The organism is Rhizobium cerradonense (assembly GCF_030182455.1).
GTDB lineage: Bacteria > Pseudomonadota > Alphaproteobacteria > Rhizobiales > Rhizobiaceae > Rhizobium.
In genome coordinates this window covers 384,780-402,439 of sequence record NZ_JAQJCK010000001.1, presented here as the reverse complement: position 1 = coordinate 402,439, position 17,660 = coordinate 384,780, and the positions used below count along the sequence as shown (strand labels likewise).

Below are 17,660 nucleotides of genomic sequence, written 5' to 3'. Positions count from 1 at the left end.
AGCGTCACCAACAAAATTGCAAAAAAAGAAAGGGACGCACGGGAGTGATCCGAGGCGAAAAGATTATATTCCGCAAGAAGGATCTCGTCTCGCTCGACCACTTGCCTTCCGCTCAGGTCGACGATCCTATGATCGTGCATGTCCCCGAGCGCAAACGGCGCAAGCGCTCGCATGTCTGGCATGTCTGCCGCATCACCCTTGTCTTCATCGCCTTTCTCGCCCTGATCGCCGGCGCCGTCATCGCGACCATCGAGGGCGGCATTTTCGATGAACCCCTGTCGCAGAAGGCACAGCTTGCCCTCGATCGCGCGATCGGGCCTCGCTACAAAGCGGAGGTTGGCTCGACCGTGGTCCGCTTTACGCCCACCCTGCGGCTGGAGCTGGAAGCCCGCAACGTCAATGTGGTCGACCAGGAGAGCGGCAAGCACCTGTCGACCATGTCGGCGGTCAGCATGGTGCTCGATCCGCTGGCGCTTGTCGAAGGCCGTGTCGAAGTGGCCAATGTGGCGGCAGAGGGCATCGCGCTCGACACGTCGCTGCTGCCGCAGGGCGATCCCGTCGACCTGACGATGCTGCGCGTCGATGCGTTACCGCAAGCGCTGAAGTCAGCCTTCGACAATCTCGATTTCCTCGAGCGTTTCGTCGAACGCGGCGGCACGAACTCGGTGCGCATTTCCGGCTTTGCCGTCAAGCTGGCACGACAGGAGGGCGGCGAGCCGATCTCGCTCGTGGTCGACAGCCTCACCTTCGAGCGCAGCGGACCGACATCGCTGCATCTTTATGGACAGGTTGCGGTCAACGGCTCCGTCGCGACGCTGGATGTCACCGCCGATCAACAGGAGGCTGGGCGCAGTTCTTCCCTGACCGCAAAGGTAACCAATCTCGACCTGAAGCCGTTAACGATGGCCTATGATCAGAACGGCACGCCGCGCCAGGGCATCATGAGTTTCGCCGGAATGACGGTGACCGCCATGCGTGGTGGTTCAGGGATAGAACCAAAGCTCAGCGCCTCGATCGATGTCCAACCCGGCACGCTCTACATGGACCGCGACCCGCAGGAGCTGACAAAGGCCAACATCAATCTCGCCTACAACTTCGCCCACCACACGCTTGAGATTGCGCCGTCTAAGGCTCAATTCGTCGGCACTATTGTGCCATTCTCCGGGGCGCTGATCGACCTCGACCATATCGACGCCAATGCCGGCAAGGGCTTCGGCATCGACTTCCTGATTCGTGGCGGCACGGCAGCATCCTCCATTTCGGGCGAACAGCCGGTCAGCTTCGACGGGCAGGCGACGGGGCGTTTCCTGGCGGCGACCAAGGAACTGCAATTCGAAAATCTCGGCATCTCCACGCCGCTGGGCGCGTTGTTTGGCTCCCTGCATCTGAAACTCGGAGACAGCTCGCCGGAGATCAGCTTCGGCGGCCGCGCCGACAAGCTCGATACGACCGCGATCAAGCAGCTCTGGCCGTTCTGGATGGCCTCGAAACCTCGGGTCTGGGTGGAGAAAAACCTCTTCGGCGGCACGGTGACCAATGGGGTCATTTCGGTCTTCATCCCCGCCGGACGACTGGCGGAAGCGGCGAAAACGGGCAAGCTGCAGCTCGGAAAGAACGAATTGCACATCGCCTTCGATATCGATGAGGCGCGCCTCGACGTGCCAGGCGAGATTCCGCCAATCCGGGACACCCAGGCGCATTTCGATCTGACCGGTCCGACGATGAGCGTCGATATTGCGAGCGGCACCTCCTATTTCCCCTCAGGCCGCTCGGTGACGCTGAACGACAGCAATTTCTCGATCCCGTCGGCCTACGACAAGCCATTGATGGCCACCCTCACGCTGGAAATATCCGGCACGGGCGATTCCATCGGCGAGTTGTTGACCTATAAGCCGCTGGAAGTGCTGCAGCGAACCGAGTTCAAACCGGAGAACTTCAACGGCAAGATCGTCGCCAAGGTCGATGCGACAATCGGCCTGATCAGCGATCAGAAGCCGCCGCCGCCGGTCTGGAAGGCGAACTTGCAGCTCGATGACGTCGATCTGCTGAAGCCGATGAACAACCGCAAGATTTCCAATCTTACGGGCGAGATCGACGCCGATCCCCAATCCGTGCATCTGGATGCCCAGGCGCAGATCGACGGCATTCCAGCGCAAATCGATATGGTCGAACCGACGGACGGCAAATCAACGGCCAAACGCAGTCGCGTGATCACTGCCACGCTCACCGATGCCCAACGTAACAGCGTCATACCGGGTCTCAATGACATTATCGATGGCCCGATTAAGATAGAACTCACGCGCATCGACGACGATCGGCAGGGCGTCAAGATCGACCTCGCCAAGGCGGCCTTGACCGTTCCGTGGGTCGGCTGGTCGAAAGGCAGCGGCATTCCAGCCACCGCCCAATTCGAGGCCTCCGGGCCGGACAGCCAGACAGTGCTCAAAAATTTCGTCCTCAAAGGAGATGGCTTCGGTGTCAGCGGCGATCTCGTCGTCAGCAAGGGTGGCCTGTCTTCGGCAAATTTCGATAGCGTCAAGCTTTCCGCGCTCGATGATTTCGCGCTGTCGATCAAGCACGGCAAAAGCGGCAACTACGACATATCCGTCGCCGGCAATTCGGCCGATCTCCGGCCAGTTCTGGCGCGGCTGAAAACAGCATCCAGCGACAAAAGTGACAACAAGGATGATTCGTCCGGTGCAACGATCCGGGCCAATCTCGATAAGGTCGTCGGCTTCAACGATGAGTCGATCGGAAATCTCAAGGGCGTCTATTCCATCGTCGGCGGCCGCACGATAGCTGCGGATTTCTCCGGCCTCACGCACAGCGGCGAGGCCGTCGTCAGCCAGGTGAGCAAGGGCGGAGACGGCGGAACTATTCGCATCACCAGCGGCGATGCGGGCGCAGTGGCGCGTTTTGCCGATCTCTACAAGCATCTGCAAGGCGGCCTGCTCAATCTGTCGCTACGCTCCACGGGAACTGATGCCTGGGACGGTTCGCTCGATATCCGTAACTTCGCCATCATCGACGAAAAGAAGCTTTCGACCATCGTTTCCACACCGAGCGGCAAAAATGGGCGAAGCCTGAATTCGGCCGTCAAACAGAATATCGATACGCGATCCCAGAGTTTCGAGCGCGGTTTCGCGCGCTTGGTGCTGCGTAAGGGGACGCTTGCGGTGGAAAATGGCGTTGTCCGCGGCGTACAGGTGGGCGCGACGTTTCAAGGCACGGTGAAGGACGCGAACGGCAACATGGACCTGACGGGCACGTTCATGCCCGCCTATGGCCTCAACCGGCTGTTCGCCGAAGTGCCGATCGTCGGATTCATCCTTGGCAACGGCAGCGACCGCGGCCTGATCGGCATCACGTTCAGGCTCACCGGAAACTTTGAAAAACCGAACCTGCAGATCAACCCGCTGTCGATCATCGCACCGGGCGTGTTCCGGCAGATCTTCGAGTTCTGAGCTTCACGCCGAGCACGCAGGCCAAACCGATCATCGTTCGTTCGCCAACCGCTCGCGTATGCGTTCAGGTCCGCCGATCATGCGCCGGGCGGAAGGTCGCTCAGGATCGACCACGCGCCAGAACGGGGCAGTGCCGTCTTGACTGATTTGCACCAGATGTCGCTGGACGGTCACGGGGCAGCAGGCATCCGCTCCATATTCCCTGGCGAGCGCCCGTCTTATCTTGGCAATGTCAGATAATTCGCCAGGAGGGGCGGCCCGGAGTGCCCGAGCAACCATGTCCTTGCTGGGAATCAGCATGCTCTGCGTGAGGCTTTTACCTTTACGCCTCGTTTCGATTACCGGCAGTTCGTCCATAACTCGCCTCCAGAGTTGATCTCTACAAAAGACGAACGGAAATGCCATGGTCCGACATGACCGTGCATTAAATTGCTGCGGAGGCGCTGAAAGCGTAAAAAAGCCGGCGGGTTGCGCCGGCTTTCGTGTTTCGGTGTCAGGCAGCCTATTAAGCAGCAGGGCGGATCAGGATGTGCTTCTTCTTGCCGAGCGACAGCTTGATGACGCCATCGGCGGTGACTTCGCCGTTGCCGATCACCTTGCGTTCGTCGCTGATCGCCTGATCATTGATGCGCACGGCGCCGCCCTGGACATGACGGCGGGCTTCGCCGTTCGAGCCGGCGAGACCCGCGCGGACGATCAGCGAGAGCAGCCCGATGCCGGCGTCGAGTTCGGATGCGGGAAGATCGACGGACGGCAGGTTTTCAGAAAGCCCGCCTTCCTCAAAGGTTTTGCGCGCGGTTTCGGCGGCAAGTTCGGCGGCTTGGCGGCCATGCAGGATCGCGGTGACTTCGGTGGCGAGGATCTTCTTGACCTCGTTGATCTCCGAGCCGGCGAGGGCGGAAAGGCGGGCGATCTCGTCCATCGGCAGCGTGGTATAAAGCTTCAGGAAGCGGGAGACGTCCGCATCCTCGGTGTTGCGCCAGTATTGCCAGAAATCATAGGCCGAGAGCAGGTCGGCGTTCAGCCAGATCGCGCCGGAGGCCGACTTGCCCATTTTGGCACCCGAGGAGGTGGTCAACAGTGGCGAGGTCAGAGCAAAAAGCTGCTTGGTCCCCATGCGGTGACCGAGGTCGATACCGTTGACGATATTGCCCCATTGATCCGAACCACCCATTTGCAGGCGGCAGTCGTAACGCTTGGCCAGTTCGACGAAGTCGTAGGCCTGCAGGATCATGTAGTTGAATTCGAGGAAGGACAGCGACTGCTCGCGATCCAGGCGCGTCTTGACGCTATCGAAGGAGAGCATGCGGTTGACCGAGAAATGGCGGCCGACGTCGCGCAGGAATTCCAGGTAGTTGAGCGAACGCAGCCACTCCGCGTTGTTGATCATCAACGCATCTTTGGGGCCTTCGCCGTATGTCAGGTAGTTGGAGAAGACGCGCTTGATCGAGGCGATGTTGCTTTCAATGGTATCGATCGTCATCAACTGACGCGATTCCTCCTTGAAAGAGGGATCGCCGACCATGCCGGTACCGCCACCCATGAGCGAGACGGCACGGTGGCCGGTCGCCTGCAGCCAATGCAACATCATGATCTGGATCAGCGAGCCCGCATGCAGGCTCGGCGCCGTCGGGTCGAAGCCGATATAGGCCGTCACGGTTTCCTTGGCGAAGAGGTCGTCGAGGCCGGCTTCATCGGAAATCTGGTGGATGAAGCCGCGCTCTTGCAAGGTGCGCAGGAAATCGGATTTGAACTCAGCCATGATCTTGGTCTCTCGGGGCGCCGCAGGTGTGCCATGCGGCGAAATCGCTATTGTTGAACCGTCGCGGCGCGTTTAGCACTGATTTATCGGCTCGTCACCATTTTGGTTGACTGCCGCGTGGGAAGTTTGAGCAGGATTGGGAAGCGACGCGACCAATGAGCGACACCATTATATTGGAGACCCCGCGTCTCATTCTGACGATGTGGGACAAGTGCGACGCCGAGCTCATCAGACAATTGCATTCGACGATCGAGACGACTCGCTATCTCTCGGGCGCCGCGCCATGGACTCTTGAGAAGGCCGAGGCGCGCCTCAAAAGCTGGTTTAATGAACAGGCGCGCGATGGCGTGACCAAATACAAGATGCTCAGACGCGACGACGGCCGTTTCATCGGACGGGCTGGCTTTTCCCGGTTTGAGGAGAGCGAACGCGGCGAATTCGAACTCGGTTATTCCATCCGTCGGGAAGCCTGGGGAAATGGTTATGCCACCGAAATTGCAGGGGCGCTTGCGGACTGGTTTTTCCAACGCGGTTTCGCTCGCCAGTTCATCGCCTTCACCCATCCGGAAAACGCCGCGTCGCAGCGGGTTCTCCGTAAAATCGGCATGCAATATCGCGCGCCGATTGTGATCGACGGCGTTTCAGGTCTCAGTTTTCAGATGTCGCGGTAACGGAAAGCCTTCTCCCCGAAGGGAGAAGGGGTAAATCACCTGATCCGCTTGGCTGCCGGTTCTGGCACCAATTCGCCATTCAGACGACGATCGAGATAGTCTTCACATTCGCCGAGCAGCGTATCGACCTGGCCATTGAAGAAATGGTTGGCGCCGGGGACGATCCTGTGGGTGATGAGGATGCCCTTCTGCGTCTTCAGCTTTTCGACGAGGCCGTTGACGTCCTTTTCCGGAGCGACCTTGTCGGAATCACCGTTGATGATCAGGCCCGAGGACGGGCAGGGCGCCAGGAACGAGAAATCATAGATGTTCGGCTGTGGTGCGATCGACATGAAGCCTTCGATTTCCGGTCGGCGCATCAGAAGCTGCATGCCGATCCAGGCGCCGAAGGAATAGCCGGCGACCCAGCAGCTCTTCGAATCCGGGTGCAGGCTCTGCACCCAGTCGAGCGCCGAAGCGGCGTCAGACAATTCGCCGGCGCCATGGTCGAATTCGCCCTGGCTGCGGCCGATACCGCGGAAATTGAAGCGAAGCGTCGTGAAGCCGCGCTTCTGGAACATATAGAAGAGCTGGTAGACGACCTGATTGTTCATCGTGCCGCCGAATTGCGGATGAGGGTGCAGGATAATAGCGATCGGGGCGCTCTTTTCCTTGGATGGCTGATAGCGGCCTTCAAGGCGGCCTGCGGGGCCGTTGAAAATAACTTCGGGCATCGATACTCCGGCTCTTCTTTTTCTGCGTTCAAACTAGGCGGGACGCAGCAAGTTGACTTGACTAATGCGCTCATCTTTTCTAGAACGCAGTTTAGAACAATTCGAAACTTGGCACGATCTTCCATGCGTTGTTTGTGCAACGGTTTGTCGAACGTGTCATAAGGCATGCCCGGCTGAAATTTCAAGGAAAATGAGCCGGGCACAACAAGGCTTCGTCAGGCAGGAAGAAGATTATGGCGGCAACGCGCCTTTATCTCGACTGGAATGCCACCGCACCGCTTCATCCGGCGGCGCGCGACGCTATGTTGCACGCCTTGGACCTCTATGGAAACCCCAATTCTGTTCATGGCGAAGGGCGTGCGACGCGGGCGGCGATCGAAGCTGCGCGCCGGCAGGTCGCAAGTCTGACGGGGGCCGAACCGGCTCATGTCGTCTTTACCAGCGGCGCAACGGAAGCCGCCAACATGGTGCTGACGCCGGAATTCCGCATGGGCCGTACGCCCCTTGCGATCGGCCATCTCTATATATCGGCAATCGAGCATCCAGCCCTCAGGGAGGGTGGCCGATTCCCGAAGGAAAAGATCAGCGAAATACCGGTGACATCGGACGGTGTTGTCGATCTTGCTGCGCTGGAAGCGATGCTTTCGGCCCATGACAAGGCAAGTGGGCTGCCGATGGTGGCGATCATGCTTGCTAACAACGAAACCGGCATTCTCCAGCCCGTGCGCGAAGCGGCTGAGATCGTGCAGGCATTCGGCGGCCTCTTGGTCGTCGACGCCGTGCAGGCGGCAGGCCGGGTTCCGATCGATATCAACGAGATCGGCGCCGACTTCCTCGTCATCTCATCGCATAAGATCGGCGGACCGAAAGGGGCCGGCGCGCTCGTCTCTCGCGGCGAAGTGCTGATGCCGAAGCCGCTGATCCATGGCGGCGGACAGGAAAAAGGGCATCGTTCCGGCACGGAGAACGCATTGGCCGTCGTCGGCTTCGGCGCGGCCGCGGCCGCGGCCGCCGCCGAGTTCGACAGCCGCAATGCGGCCGCTGCGAAACTCCGTGACCGACTGGAGGAGGGCATGCGGCTTGCCGCGCCCGATGTCATCATTCACGGCGAAGGCGGCCCGCGCGTGCCGAATACCAGTTTCTTCACCCTGCCGGGGCTGAAGTCCGAAACCGGACAGATCGCCTTCGATCTCGAAGGGGTGGCGATTTCGGCAGGTTCCGCCTGCTCTTCCGGCAAGGTGGGTGAAAGCCATGTGCTGATGGCGATGGGCTGCGATCCCAAGCTCGGGGCGCTGCGCATTTCGCTTGGATTTACGACGACCGAAGAGGATGTCGAACGCGCGATTGCTGCGTTCGCCCGAATTGCGGGACGGCGTAAACTTGCCGGAGCTGCGGCCTAACGGCCACAATTTTGCGGAAACAGAAATTTCCGCTTGCCAAGCGGGCTGAAAAGTCCCTTTTGGCCGACTACATAGAGGGTAGACATTTCAGTCTGCCGCAACGTTGACAAGCTGCCGGACCTTGGATCCGGCGAGATTGGAGAACGACATGCCTGCAGTCCAGGAAACAGTCGATCAGGTTCGCTTGATCGATGTGGACCAGTATAAGTACGGTTTTGAGACCACCATCGAGGTGGAAAAGGCTCCCAAGGGTCTTTCCGAAGACATTATCCGCTTCATCTCTGCCAAGAAGCAGGAACCGGAATGGATGCTGGAATGGCGCCTCGAGGCTTATCGTCGCTGGTTGACGCTTGAAGAGCCCACATGGGCGCGCGTCGACTATCCGAAGATCGACTTCAACGATATTCACTATTACGCAGCGCCGAAGAAGTTTGCCGGTCCGAAATCGCTCGACGAAGTCGACCCGGAGCTGCTGAAGACCTATGAAAAGCTCGGCATCCCCCTGCGTGAGCAGGAGATCCTTGCTGGCGTCGAGAAGCCGAAGATCGCCGTCGATGCGGTGTTCGATTCGGTCTCGGTGGTCACCACCTTCAAGGAAGAGCTGAAGAAGGCCGGCGTGATCTTCATGTCGATTTCGGAGGCGATCCGCGAGCATCCTGATCTCGTGCGCAAATATCTCGGCTCCGTCGTTCCGACGACCGACAATTTCTATGCGACGCTGAATTCGGCCGTGTTCACCGATGGCTCCTTCGTCTTCGTGCCGAAGGGCGTGCGGTGCCCAATGGAGCTTTCCACCTATTTCCGCATCAACGAGAAGAACACCGGCCAGTTCGAGCGTACGCTGATCATCGCCGAAGAGGGAGCCTATGTCTCCTATCTCGAAGGCTGCACCGCGCCGCAGCGCGACGAAAATCAGCTGCATGCGGCTGTCGTCGAACTGATTGCCCTGGACGACGCAGAGATCAAGTATTCGACCGTTCAGAACTGGTATCCGGGCGACAAGCACGGCAAGGGCGGCATCTATAACTTCGTCACCAAGCGTGGCGATTGCCGCGGCGATCGCTCGAAGATCTCCTGGACCCAGGTCGAGACCGGCTCAGCGATCACCTGGAAATACCCGTCCTGCATCCTGCGCGGCGACGACAGCCGTGGCGAGTTCTACTCGATCGCCGTGTCCAACGGCCACCAGCAGGTCGACAGCGGCACCAAGATGATCCACCTCGGCAAGAACACGTCGAGCCGCATCATTTCGAAGGGCATCGCCGCCGGCGTATCGCAGAACACCTATCGCGGCCAGGTCTCGGCGCATCGCCGCGCGACCAACGCCCGCAACTTCACGCAATGCGACTCGCTGCTGATCGGCGACAAATGCGGTGCGCATACGGTGCCTTATATCGAGGCGAAGAACTCGTCGGCGCATTTCGAGCACGAGGCCACCACGTCGAAGATCTCCGAGGACCAGTTGTTCTATTGCCTGCAGCGCGGCATCCCGGAAGAAGCGGCGATTGCGTTGATCGTCAACGGCTTCGTCAAGGAAGTCCTGCAGGAGTTGCCGATGGAGTTCGCCGTTGAAGCGCAGAAGCTGATCGGCATCTCGCTGGAAGGCAGCGTAGGGTAAAGCCCTCGACAAGAGACATGTTTTTGGCGCGCAAGCGGCGCGCCGCACCTTCATTCCTTCGATAGGATTCTACTATGCTTGAAATCAAGAACCTGCACGCCCGCATCGCCGAAGACGGCACCGAGATCATCCGCGGCCTGGACCTGACGGTGAAGGCTGGCGAAGTGGCTGCCATCATGGGTCCGAACGGCTCCGGCAAGTCGACGCTCTCCTACATTCTTTCCGGCCGCGACGATTACGAAGTCACGGAAGGCGATATCCTCTACAATGGCGAGAGCATTCTGGAACTCGACGCCGCCGAACGCGCCGCCAAGGGCATCTTCCTGGCTTTCCAATATCCGGTCGAAATTCCCGGCGTCGCCACGATGCAGTTCCTGAAGGTGGCGATGAACGAGCAGCGCAAGGCGCGCGGCGAAGCCGAACTGACGACGCCTGACTTCATGCGCCGCGTCAAGGACGCTGCCGGCAAGCTGCAGATCAACACCGAGATGCTGAAGCGCCCGCTGAACGTCGGTTTCTCCGGCGGCGAGAAGAAGCGCGCCGAAATCCTGCAGATGGCACTCCTCGAGCCGCAGCTTTGCGTGCTGGACGAAACCGATTCCGGTCTCGATATCGATGCGCTGAAGATCGTCGCCGACGGCGTCAATGCGCTGCGTTCTCCCGATCGCGCCGTGATCGTCATCACCCACTATCAGCGCCTGCTCGACTATATCATCCCGGACACCGTGCACGTGCTCTACAAGGGCCAGGTGATCAAGTCCGGCGACAAGACGCTGGCGCATGAGCTCGAAGCCAACGGCTATGCCGACATCATCGGGGCTGCGGCCTGATCGGGGCGGAAAGGATACGTCGATGAACATTCAGACGACGAGCCGTCTGACCGCCGCTGAGACGGCGCTGATCGAGGCTTATAACAACCAGTTGGGCGATTTGCCGGGTGATGGCGACGTGCTCGCCGTCCGCGACCGTTTGCTGGACGATCTCAAGACCGCTGGCCTGCCGACGCGGCGTTTCGAAGCCTGGCATTATACCGATTTCAAGACCCTGCTGCGTTCCGTCCCGACAGACATAGGCGCCGGCAGCGTCGAGCCCTTATCGCCGACCGTTCCCGGTTCGGCCGTGCTATCGGTTCTGCAGGGCAGCACGAGCGGCAAAACCTCGGTCGATGGCCTGGTTGTCCGCCGTTATGCCGATAGTCTGGCTGACGGTACCGCCGCCGCTCGGCTGACCGCGCTAGGAAGGGATGACGCCATCGGCCGCATCAACGGCAGCTTCGTGCGCGACGGCTATGTCATCGAATTTCCGGATGGGACTGAGCTTGATGCGCCGCTCGAAATCCAGTTCATCCATGCCGGTGGCCAGATCCATAGCCGTCTGCCGGTCTCGTTCGGCGCCGATGTCAAGGCGACCGTGATCGAACGCCACCAGGCCGTGCCCGGTGCTGCGGCAATGGTCTCCTCGGTCAGCGATATCAAGATCGGCAAGGGTGCCGAAGTGACCTGGATCATCCTGCAGGAGCAGGGAACCGAGGATACGCATCTCGGCCAGATTCGCGTCGACCTCGGCGCGCAGGCTAAGCTGAAGCTGTTCGTCATCAATGCCGGCGGCAAGCTGGTGCGCCAGGAGCTGCATGTAAAAGTCACAGGCGAGGGCTCCGACCTTGTTCTGCGCGGCGTCAATTTGCTCGGTGGCGATACGCATACCGATGTGACGCTGGTGCTTGGCCACGACGTACCGCATACGGGCTCGACGGAGATCATGCGCAACGTGGTGTTCGACCGCGCTCGCGGTGTCTTCCAAGGCATGATCCGGGTCGCTCCGGATGCGCAGAAGACCGATGCCCGCATGGCCTGCAACACGCTGCTGATGTCCGACGATGCCGAGTTCTCGGTCAAGCCGGAGCTGGAAATCTTCGCCGACGATGTGCAGTGCGGCCATGGCGCCACGGTTGCCGATATCGACGAGAACCATCTCTACTACATGATGGCGCGCGGTATCCCCAGGAACAAGGCCCGCGCCATGCTGGTCAATGCCTTCGTGGCCGAGATTATCGAAGAGCTGGAAGACGAAGCCCTGGTCGAGGCGCTGGAAGGCGTTATCTCGGACTGGCTCGAAAATCACGCCTGATTGGAGCAATGCTCGTGGACAAGATCGTACCAGCCACCGCCTATGACGTCGAAGCAATCCGCCGGGATTTTCCGATCCTGTCGACGACCGTCCATGGCAAACCGCTGGTCTATCTTGACAACGGTGCATCAGCACAGAAGCCGCAGGTCGTGATCGACGCGATCTCGCATGCCTATTCTCGCGAATATGCGAACGTGCATCGCGGGCTGCATTTCCTGTCCAATGCGGCCACCGAGGCCTATGAGGCTGCGCGCGAAAAAGTGCGCCGCTTCCTGAATGCGCCGTCGGTGGATGATATCATCTTCACCAAGAATTCCACCGAAGCGATCAATACCGTCGCCTATGGCTGGGGCATGCCCAAGCTGGGCGAGGGCGACGAGATCGTCGTCTCCATTATGGAGCATCACTCCAACATAGTGCCCTGGCATTTCATCCGCGAGCGGCAGGGCGCCAAGTTGGTCTGGGTGCCGGTGGATGACGATGGGGCCTTCCATATCGAGGATTTCGAAAAGAGCCTGACGGAACGTACCAAGCTCGTTGCGATCACCCACATGTCGAATGCGCTTGGCACCATCGTTCCGGTCAAAGAAGTCTGCCGCATCGCGCATGAGCGCGGCATTCCGGTGCTGATCGACGGCTCGCAAGGCGCCGTGCACCTGCCCGTCGACGTGCAGGACATTGATTGCGACTGGTATGTCATGACCGGCCACAAGCTCTACGGCCCTTCGGGGATCGGCGTGCTCTATGGCAAGAAGGACAGGTTGCGCGAGATGCGGCCCTTCCAGGGCGGCGGCGAGATGATCTTCGACGTCACCGAGGATAACGTCACTTACAATGATCCGCCGCATCGTTTCGAAGCCGGCACTCCGCCCATCGTTCAGGCGATCGGACTTGGCGCCGCGCTCGACTATATGGAAAGCGTCGGCCGAGAGGCGATCGCCCGGCACGAGGCCGATCTCGCGGCATATGCGGCGGAGCGGCTGCGGGAGATCAATTCGCTGCGCGTTTTCGGCACGGCACCCGGCAAAGGTGGTATTTTCTCCTTCGAACTCGCGGGTATCCATTCCCACGATGTTTCGATGGTGATCGACCGGCAGGGCGTTGCCGTACGCGCGGGCACACATTGCGCCCAGCCGCTCTTGAAACGCTTCGGCGTGACCTCCACATGCCGTGCATCGTTCGGCATGTACAATACCCGTGCCGAGGTGGATGCCCTGGCCGATGCGCTGGAATATGCGCGAAAATTCTTTGCCTAAGGAGGCAAGCGATGTCACTCGATGAAAGCGAACAGAAGATCGACGTGCGCGAGGGCATCGTGCATTCCAGCATTCCCGAGGCCGAACTGGCGCGCCTCAGCGAGGATGTCATCAGCGCGCTGAAGACGGTCTATGACCCTGAAATTCCTGCCGACATCTTCGAACTCGGTCTCGTCTACAAGATCGACATCGAGGACGATCGCATGGTGAAGATCGTCATGACGCTGACCGCGCCGGGTTGCCCCGTCGCCGGCGAGATGCCTGGCTGGGTCGAAAATGCGGTCGGTGCTGTCGAAGGGGTTTCCGGCGTCGAAGTCAGCATGACCTTCGATCCGCCGTGGACGCCGGATCGCATGTCCGAAGAGGCGCAGGTGGCCGTCGGCTGGTATTGAAGCTTTAAGCCGCCCGCTTTACATTATGACTCGAAGCACCGGATCTTGACCCCGGTTGTGGAAGGAGAATGGGCCCATGGGCTTTGCAGTAATGAGCATGACGGATGACGCGGCAGCGCGCGTCAAGGCGATCGTCGAAAATTCCGGTCCCGATGCCAAGGGCGTTCGCGTCGGCATCAAGAAGGGCGGCTGCGCCGGGATGGAATATACCATCGACCTGGTGACCGAACCGAATGCCAAGGACGACCTGATCGAGCGCAACGGCGCCAAGGTCTGGGTCGAGCCGTCGGCCGTGCTTTATCTCCTTGGCACCGAGATGGGTTTCGAAACCACCACGCTGCGTTCCGGCTTCACCTTCACCAATCCCAACCAGACGTCGGCCTGCGGCTGCGGCGAATCCGTCGAGTTGAAGCCCGCCGATCTCGCGGCCCTGGCTGCGCAGCGTCAGGCCGCTCCGGCGGTCTGAACAAACCTTTCGCCGCCTTAGTATCAGGCAGCGTCCGATTTGCGGTCGGCCACCGGCACCGGCGTCAGTTTCAAGCCAAGTGCTTTCACGACCTTTAGAATCGTCGCAAATTCCGGATTTCCATCGCCACTGAGCGCCCGATAGAGCGCTGAGCGGTTCATGCTGACATCCTTGGCAAGCTTGCTCATGTTGCGCGTTCGCGCCACGGCGCCGAGGGCCCTGGCGATGTGAGAGGGATCGTCGGTTTCGAAAGCGGCTGCAATATAGCCATCCATGGCGTCCATGCTGATGAGCTTTTCCCCATCCATCCCATATGCCTTTCCGTATAAGCCAGTCGCGGATGAGCGCAGCTTCGCTCTCATGTAAGCCATGTCCGCAGGCACACATGGGCGGTGACATCCGCATGGCAGTTCTCAAATTGATTTTTTACGAGCAAAAACGCCGCGCGTCCGATCGGACACGCGGCGCTGTCATAGAGATTTTTCGCGATAGATTTATGTCGGACAGGAGTGAAGCGGCTGAACCGCTTCACTTTTTCGGAAAAGCGCTTACTCGGCAGCTTCGGCGTAGGCCTCGACCGGTGGGCAGGTGCAGATGAGATTCCGATCGCCGAAGACATTGTCCACACGGTTGACGGGCGACCAGTATTTGTCGACCCGGAATGCACCCGGCGGGAAGCAGGCTTGCTCGCGGGAATAGGGCCGGTTCCACTCGCCGACGAGGTCTTCAACCGTGTGCGGCGCATTTTTCAGCGGGTTGTCAGTCTTGTCCATCCGGCCTTCTTCGATGGCGCGGGCCTCCTCGCGGATCGCAAGCATCGCCTCGCAGAACCGGTCGAGTTCGGCCTTGGTCTCCGATTCGGTCGGTTCGATCATCAGCGTGCCGGCAACCGGCCAGCTCATGGTGGGCGCGTGGAAGCCGCAATCGATCAGGCGCTTGGCGACGTCATCGACGGTGACGCCGGCGCTGTCGACCAGCGGGCGCGTGTCGATGATGCATTCATGCGCCACGCGGCCAGTCTTCGACTTGTAGAGCACGTCGTAAGCGCCATTCAGCCGCGCTGCGATATAGTTGGCGTTGAGGATTGCGACCTTCGTCGCCTGCGTCAGCCCTTCGCCGCCCATCATCAGGCAGTAGCTCCAGGAAATCGGCAGGATCGAAGCAGAGCCGAAGGCTGCGGCGGAGACCGCACCGCTGCGGCCGTCCATCTCCGGATGGCCGGGCAGGTGCGCCGCCAGATGCGCCTTGACGCCGATCGGCCCCATGCCGGGGCCGCCGCCGCCGTGCGGAATGCAGAAGGTCTTGTGCAGGTTCAGGTGGCTGACGTCGGAGCCGATGTCGCCGGGACGAGAGAGGCCGACCATGGCGTTCATATTGGCGCCATCGAGATAGACTTGGCCACCGTGCATATGCACGACATCACAAATCTCTTTCACCGTCTCTTCGAAGACGCCGTGCGTCGACGGATAGGTGATCATGCAGCAGGAGAGATTGGCCGCATATTGCTCCGCCTTGGCGCGGAAGTCCGCCATGTCGATATCGCCGTCATCGCTGACCTTGACGACGACCACCTTCATGCCTGCCATCTGTGCAGAAGCCGGATTGGTGCCGTGGGCCGAGGTCGGGATCAGGCAGATGTCGCGATGACCCTGGCCGTTGGCGATGTGATAGTTGCGGATGGTGAGCAGGCCGGCATATTCGCCCTGCGCGCCGGAATTCGGCTGCATGGAGAAGGCGTCATAGCCCGTCACAGCGCAAAGTTTTTCCGTCAGGTCATCGATCATTTCACGATAACCGAGCGCCTGATCGGCCGGGACGAAAGGATGAATATCCGCGAATTCCGGCCAACTTATCGGCAACATCTCAGCCGTTGCATTAAGCTTCATCGTGCAGGAGCCGAGCGGGATCATCGAGCGGTCGAGCGCCAGATCACGATCGGAGAGCCGGCGGATATAGCGGGTCATCTCGCTTTCGGCACGGTTCATATGGAAGATCGGATGCGTCAGATATTCGCTGGTGCGCAGCAGGTTCTTCGGCAATCGATAGCCGGATTCGAAGTCGGCGAGGCGGAAATTGCCGCCGAAGGCACGCCAGACGGCTTCCAGCGTTGCCGGACGGCTTCGCTCGTCAAGGCTCATGCCGATCTTGGTTTCGCCCACCTTGCGCAGATTGACGCCTTCGGCGACAGCCGCGCGCAGGATCAGGCCCTGCATATGGCCGACCTCCACGGTGATCGTATCGAAGAAAGTCTCAGGCTCGATCTTGTAGCCGAGCCTTTCCAGGCCCTTTGCCATCAACACGGCTTTCTGATGCACCTGCTGGGCGATCGCCTTGATGCCCTGGGGGCCGTGGAAGACGGCATACATGGAAGCCATGACGGCGAGCAGCACCTGCGCGGTGCAGATGTTCGACGTCGCCTTTTCACGGCGAATGTGCTGCTCACGAGTCTGCAGCGACAGGCGATAGGCGCGGTTGCCGCGGGCGTCGACGGAAACGCCGACCAAGCGGCCGGGCATGGAGCGCTTATAGGCATCCTTGACGGCCATGTAGGCCGCATGGGGTCCGCCATAGCCGACTGGCACGCCAAAGCGCTGCGATGAGCCGACGGCAATGTCCGCGCCCATTTCGCCGGGCGATTTAAGTAGCGTCAAGGCCAGTGGATCGGCGGCGACCACGGCGATGGCGCCGGTCTGATGCAGCCTTGCAATCAAGCCGGTGAAGTCGTTGATGTGACCATGCGTGCCCGGATATTGGAAGATGGCGCCGAAGACATCGACCGGATCGAGATCGGTGAAGGGATTGCCGACGATGACGGTCCAGCCAAGCGGTTCGGCGCGGGTCTTGATCAATGCGATTGTCTGCGGATGGCAATCGGCATCGACGAAGAAAGCCTTGGCCTTTGATTTCGCCACGCGCTCGGCCATCGCCATGCCTTCGGCGGCAGCGGTTGCTTCGTCGAGCAGCGAGGCGTTGGCAACATCGAGGCCCGTCAGATCGCAGATCATCGTCTGGTAGTTCAGCAGCGCCTCGAGGCGGCCCTGGCTGATTTCCGGCTGATAGGGCGTATAGGCCGTGTACCAGGCGGGATTTTCCAGGATATTGCGCTGGATGACCGGAGGCGTGATCGTGCCGTAATAGCCCTGGCCGATCAGCGAGACGAGGACCTTGTTCTTGTTGGCGGTCTCGCGCAGCTTGTCGAGCGCCTCACGTTCCGTCATCGGCGCAGCCCAGGTGAGCGGCGCCTTCTGGCGGATGGTGGGCGGCAGCGTCGCATTAATCAGCCCGTCGAGGCTGTCATAGCCGATCGCCTTCAGCATATCAGCCATTTCAGACGGAGAGGGACCGATATGGCGGCGATTGGCGAAATCGTAGGGCTGGTAGTCGGTGAATGTGAATTCCGTAGGCGTATTCATTACGCAATGAACTCCTTATATCCGGATTCATCAAGTAAACCATCGGCATCAGCAATATTCTTCAGCTTCAGCTTGAAGAACCAGCCAGCGCCCATCGGATCAGAATTGACGAGCGCCGGATCGGCGGTGATGGCTTCGTTGATCTCGGTGATCTCGCCGTCGAGCGGACAATAGACTTCGGACGCCGCCTTGACGGATTCGACCGTCGCCGCATCGTCTCCCTTGGAGAAGCTGGCGCCGACCTCGGGCAATTCCACGAAAACCAGATCGCCGAGCTGTTCGGCGGCATGCGCCGTGATCCCAACGGTCGCGACATCGCCTTCGATGTTGAGCCACTCATGTTCTTCGGTGAATTTCAGCATGGAAGATCCTCTCTGG

Annotated in this window: 15 protein-coding genes; 9 read left to right on the top strand and 6 right to left on the bottom strand. The window is 60.1% G+C overall.

Going from position 1 to position 17,660, the window contains the following annotated elements; translation table 11 throughout:
- Positions 1-44: 44 nt before the first annotated feature.
- Positions 45-3,464, top strand: a complete 3,420-nt coding sequence (locus PH547_RS02000) for a YhdP family protein (RefSeq protein WP_104823205.1) — start codon at positions 45-47, stop codon at positions 3,462-3,464.
- Between the two features lie 30 nt (positions 3,465-3,494).
- Here the strand turns inward: PH547_RS02000 and PH547_RS01995 are convergent, their stop codons facing one another.
- Both PH547_RS01995 and tyrS read right to left on the bottom strand, forming a co-directional pair.
- The gene (locus PH547_RS01995) at positions 3,495-3,821 is read right to left on the bottom strand and encodes a hypothetical protein (protein WP_104823204.1); all 327 of its coding nucleotides are present in this window, start codon (positions 3,819-3,821) and stop codon (positions 3,495-3,497) included.
- A 148-nt stretch (positions 3,822-3,969) separates the two neighbouring features.
- A complete protein-coding gene (tyrS, locus tag PH547_RS01990) occupies positions 3,970-5,226 on the bottom strand; it encodes a tyrosine--tRNA ligase (protein WP_104823203.1) in 1,257 nt (418 codons plus the stop codon).
- 155 nt (positions 5,227-5,381) lie between these two features.
- On the opposite strand from tyrS, the gene PH547_RS01985 reads away from it, so the two are divergent.
- On the top strand, positions 5,382-5,897 hold the full coding sequence (locus tag PH547_RS01985; protein WP_104823202.1) for a GNAT family N-acetyltransferase: 516 nt from the start codon (positions 5,382-5,384) through the stop codon (positions 5,895-5,897).
- Positions 5,898-5,932: 35 nt separating this feature from the next.
- Here the strand turns inward: PH547_RS01985 and PH547_RS01980 are convergent, their stop codons facing one another.
- The gene (locus PH547_RS01980) at positions 5,933-6,610 is read right to left on the bottom strand and encodes an alpha/beta hydrolase (protein ID WP_104823201.1); all 678 of its coding nucleotides are present in this window, start codon (positions 6,608-6,610) and stop codon (positions 5,933-5,935) included.
- Positions 6,611-6,843: 233 nt separating this feature from the next.
- Here PH547_RS01980 and PH547_RS01975 point away from each other — a divergent pair, with 233 nt between their 5' ends.
- The 7 genes from PH547_RS01975 to sufA all read left to right on the top strand — a co-directional run bounded on the left by PH547_RS01975 (position 6,844) and on the right by sufA (position 13,869).
- On the top strand, positions 6,844-8,010 hold the full coding sequence (locus PH547_RS01975) for a cysteine desulfurase family protein (RefSeq protein ID WP_104823200.1): 1,167 nt from the start codon (positions 6,844-6,846) through the stop codon (positions 8,008-8,010).
- Between the two features lie 148 nt (positions 8,011-8,158).
- On the top strand, positions 8,159-9,628 hold the full coding sequence (gene sufB, locus PH547_RS01970; RefSeq protein ID WP_104823199.1) for a Fe-S cluster assembly protein SufB: 1,470 nt from the start codon (positions 8,159-8,161) through the stop codon (positions 9,626-9,628).
- Positions 9,629-9,702: 74 nt separating this feature from the next.
- On the top strand, positions 9,703-10,458 hold the full coding sequence (gene sufC, locus PH547_RS01965) for a Fe-S cluster assembly ATPase SufC (protein WP_104823198.1): 756 nt from the start codon (positions 9,703-9,705) through the stop codon (positions 10,456-10,458).
- A gap of 22 nt (positions 10,459-10,480) precedes the next feature.
- Positions 10,481-11,755: a Fe-S cluster assembly protein SufD gene (sufD, locus tag PH547_RS01960; RefSeq protein ID WP_104823197.1), complete on the top strand. Its 1,275-nt coding sequence runs from the start codon at positions 10,481-10,483 to the stop codon at positions 11,753-11,755.
- Positions 11,756-11,769: 14 nt separating this feature from the next.
- Positions 11,770-13,011 (top strand): cysteine desulfurase, encoded by a 1,242-nt coding sequence (locus PH547_RS01955; protein WP_104825103.1) that lies wholly within the window; start codon positions 11,770-11,772, stop codon positions 13,009-13,011.
- Between the two features lie 11 nt (positions 13,012-13,022).
- Positions 13,023-13,403, top strand: coding sequence for an SUF system Fe-S cluster assembly protein (locus tag PH547_RS01950; protein WP_104823196.1), 381 nt, complete (start codon positions 13,023-13,025; stop codon positions 13,401-13,403).
- 76 nt (positions 13,404-13,479) lie between these two features.
- Positions 13,480-13,869 carry a Fe-S cluster assembly scaffold SufA gene (sufA, locus tag PH547_RS01945; protein WP_104823195.1) on the top strand — a complete coding sequence of 130 codons (390 nt, stop codon included), beginning with the start codon at positions 13,480-13,482 and terminating at the stop codon, positions 13,867-13,869.
- Between the two features lie 23 nt (positions 13,870-13,892).
- Here the strand turns inward: sufA and PH547_RS01940 are convergent, their stop codons facing one another.
- The 3 genes from PH547_RS01940 to gcvH all read right to left on the bottom strand — a co-directional run bounded on the left by PH547_RS01940 (position 13,893) and on the right by gcvH (position 17,644).
- On the bottom strand, positions 13,893-14,177 hold the full coding sequence (locus PH547_RS01940; RefSeq protein WP_104823194.1) for an addiction module antidote protein: 285 nt from the start codon (positions 14,175-14,177) through the stop codon (positions 13,893-13,895).
- Between the two features lie 240 nt (positions 14,178-14,417).
- Positions 14,418-17,282 (bottom strand): aminomethyl-transferring glycine dehydrogenase, encoded by a 2,865-nt coding sequence (gene gcvP / locus PH547_RS01935; protein ID WP_104823193.1) that lies wholly within the window; start codon positions 17,280-17,282, stop codon positions 14,418-14,420.
- Positions 17,282-17,644 carry a glycine cleavage system protein GcvH gene (gene gcvH, locus PH547_RS01930; RefSeq protein ID WP_104823192.1) on the bottom strand — a complete coding sequence of 121 codons (363 nt, stop codon included), beginning with the start codon at positions 17,642-17,644 and terminating at the stop codon, positions 17,282-17,284. The genes gcvP and gcvH overlap by 1 nt, the downstream gene beginning before the upstream one ends.
- Positions 17,645-17,660: the final 16 nt, after the last annotated feature.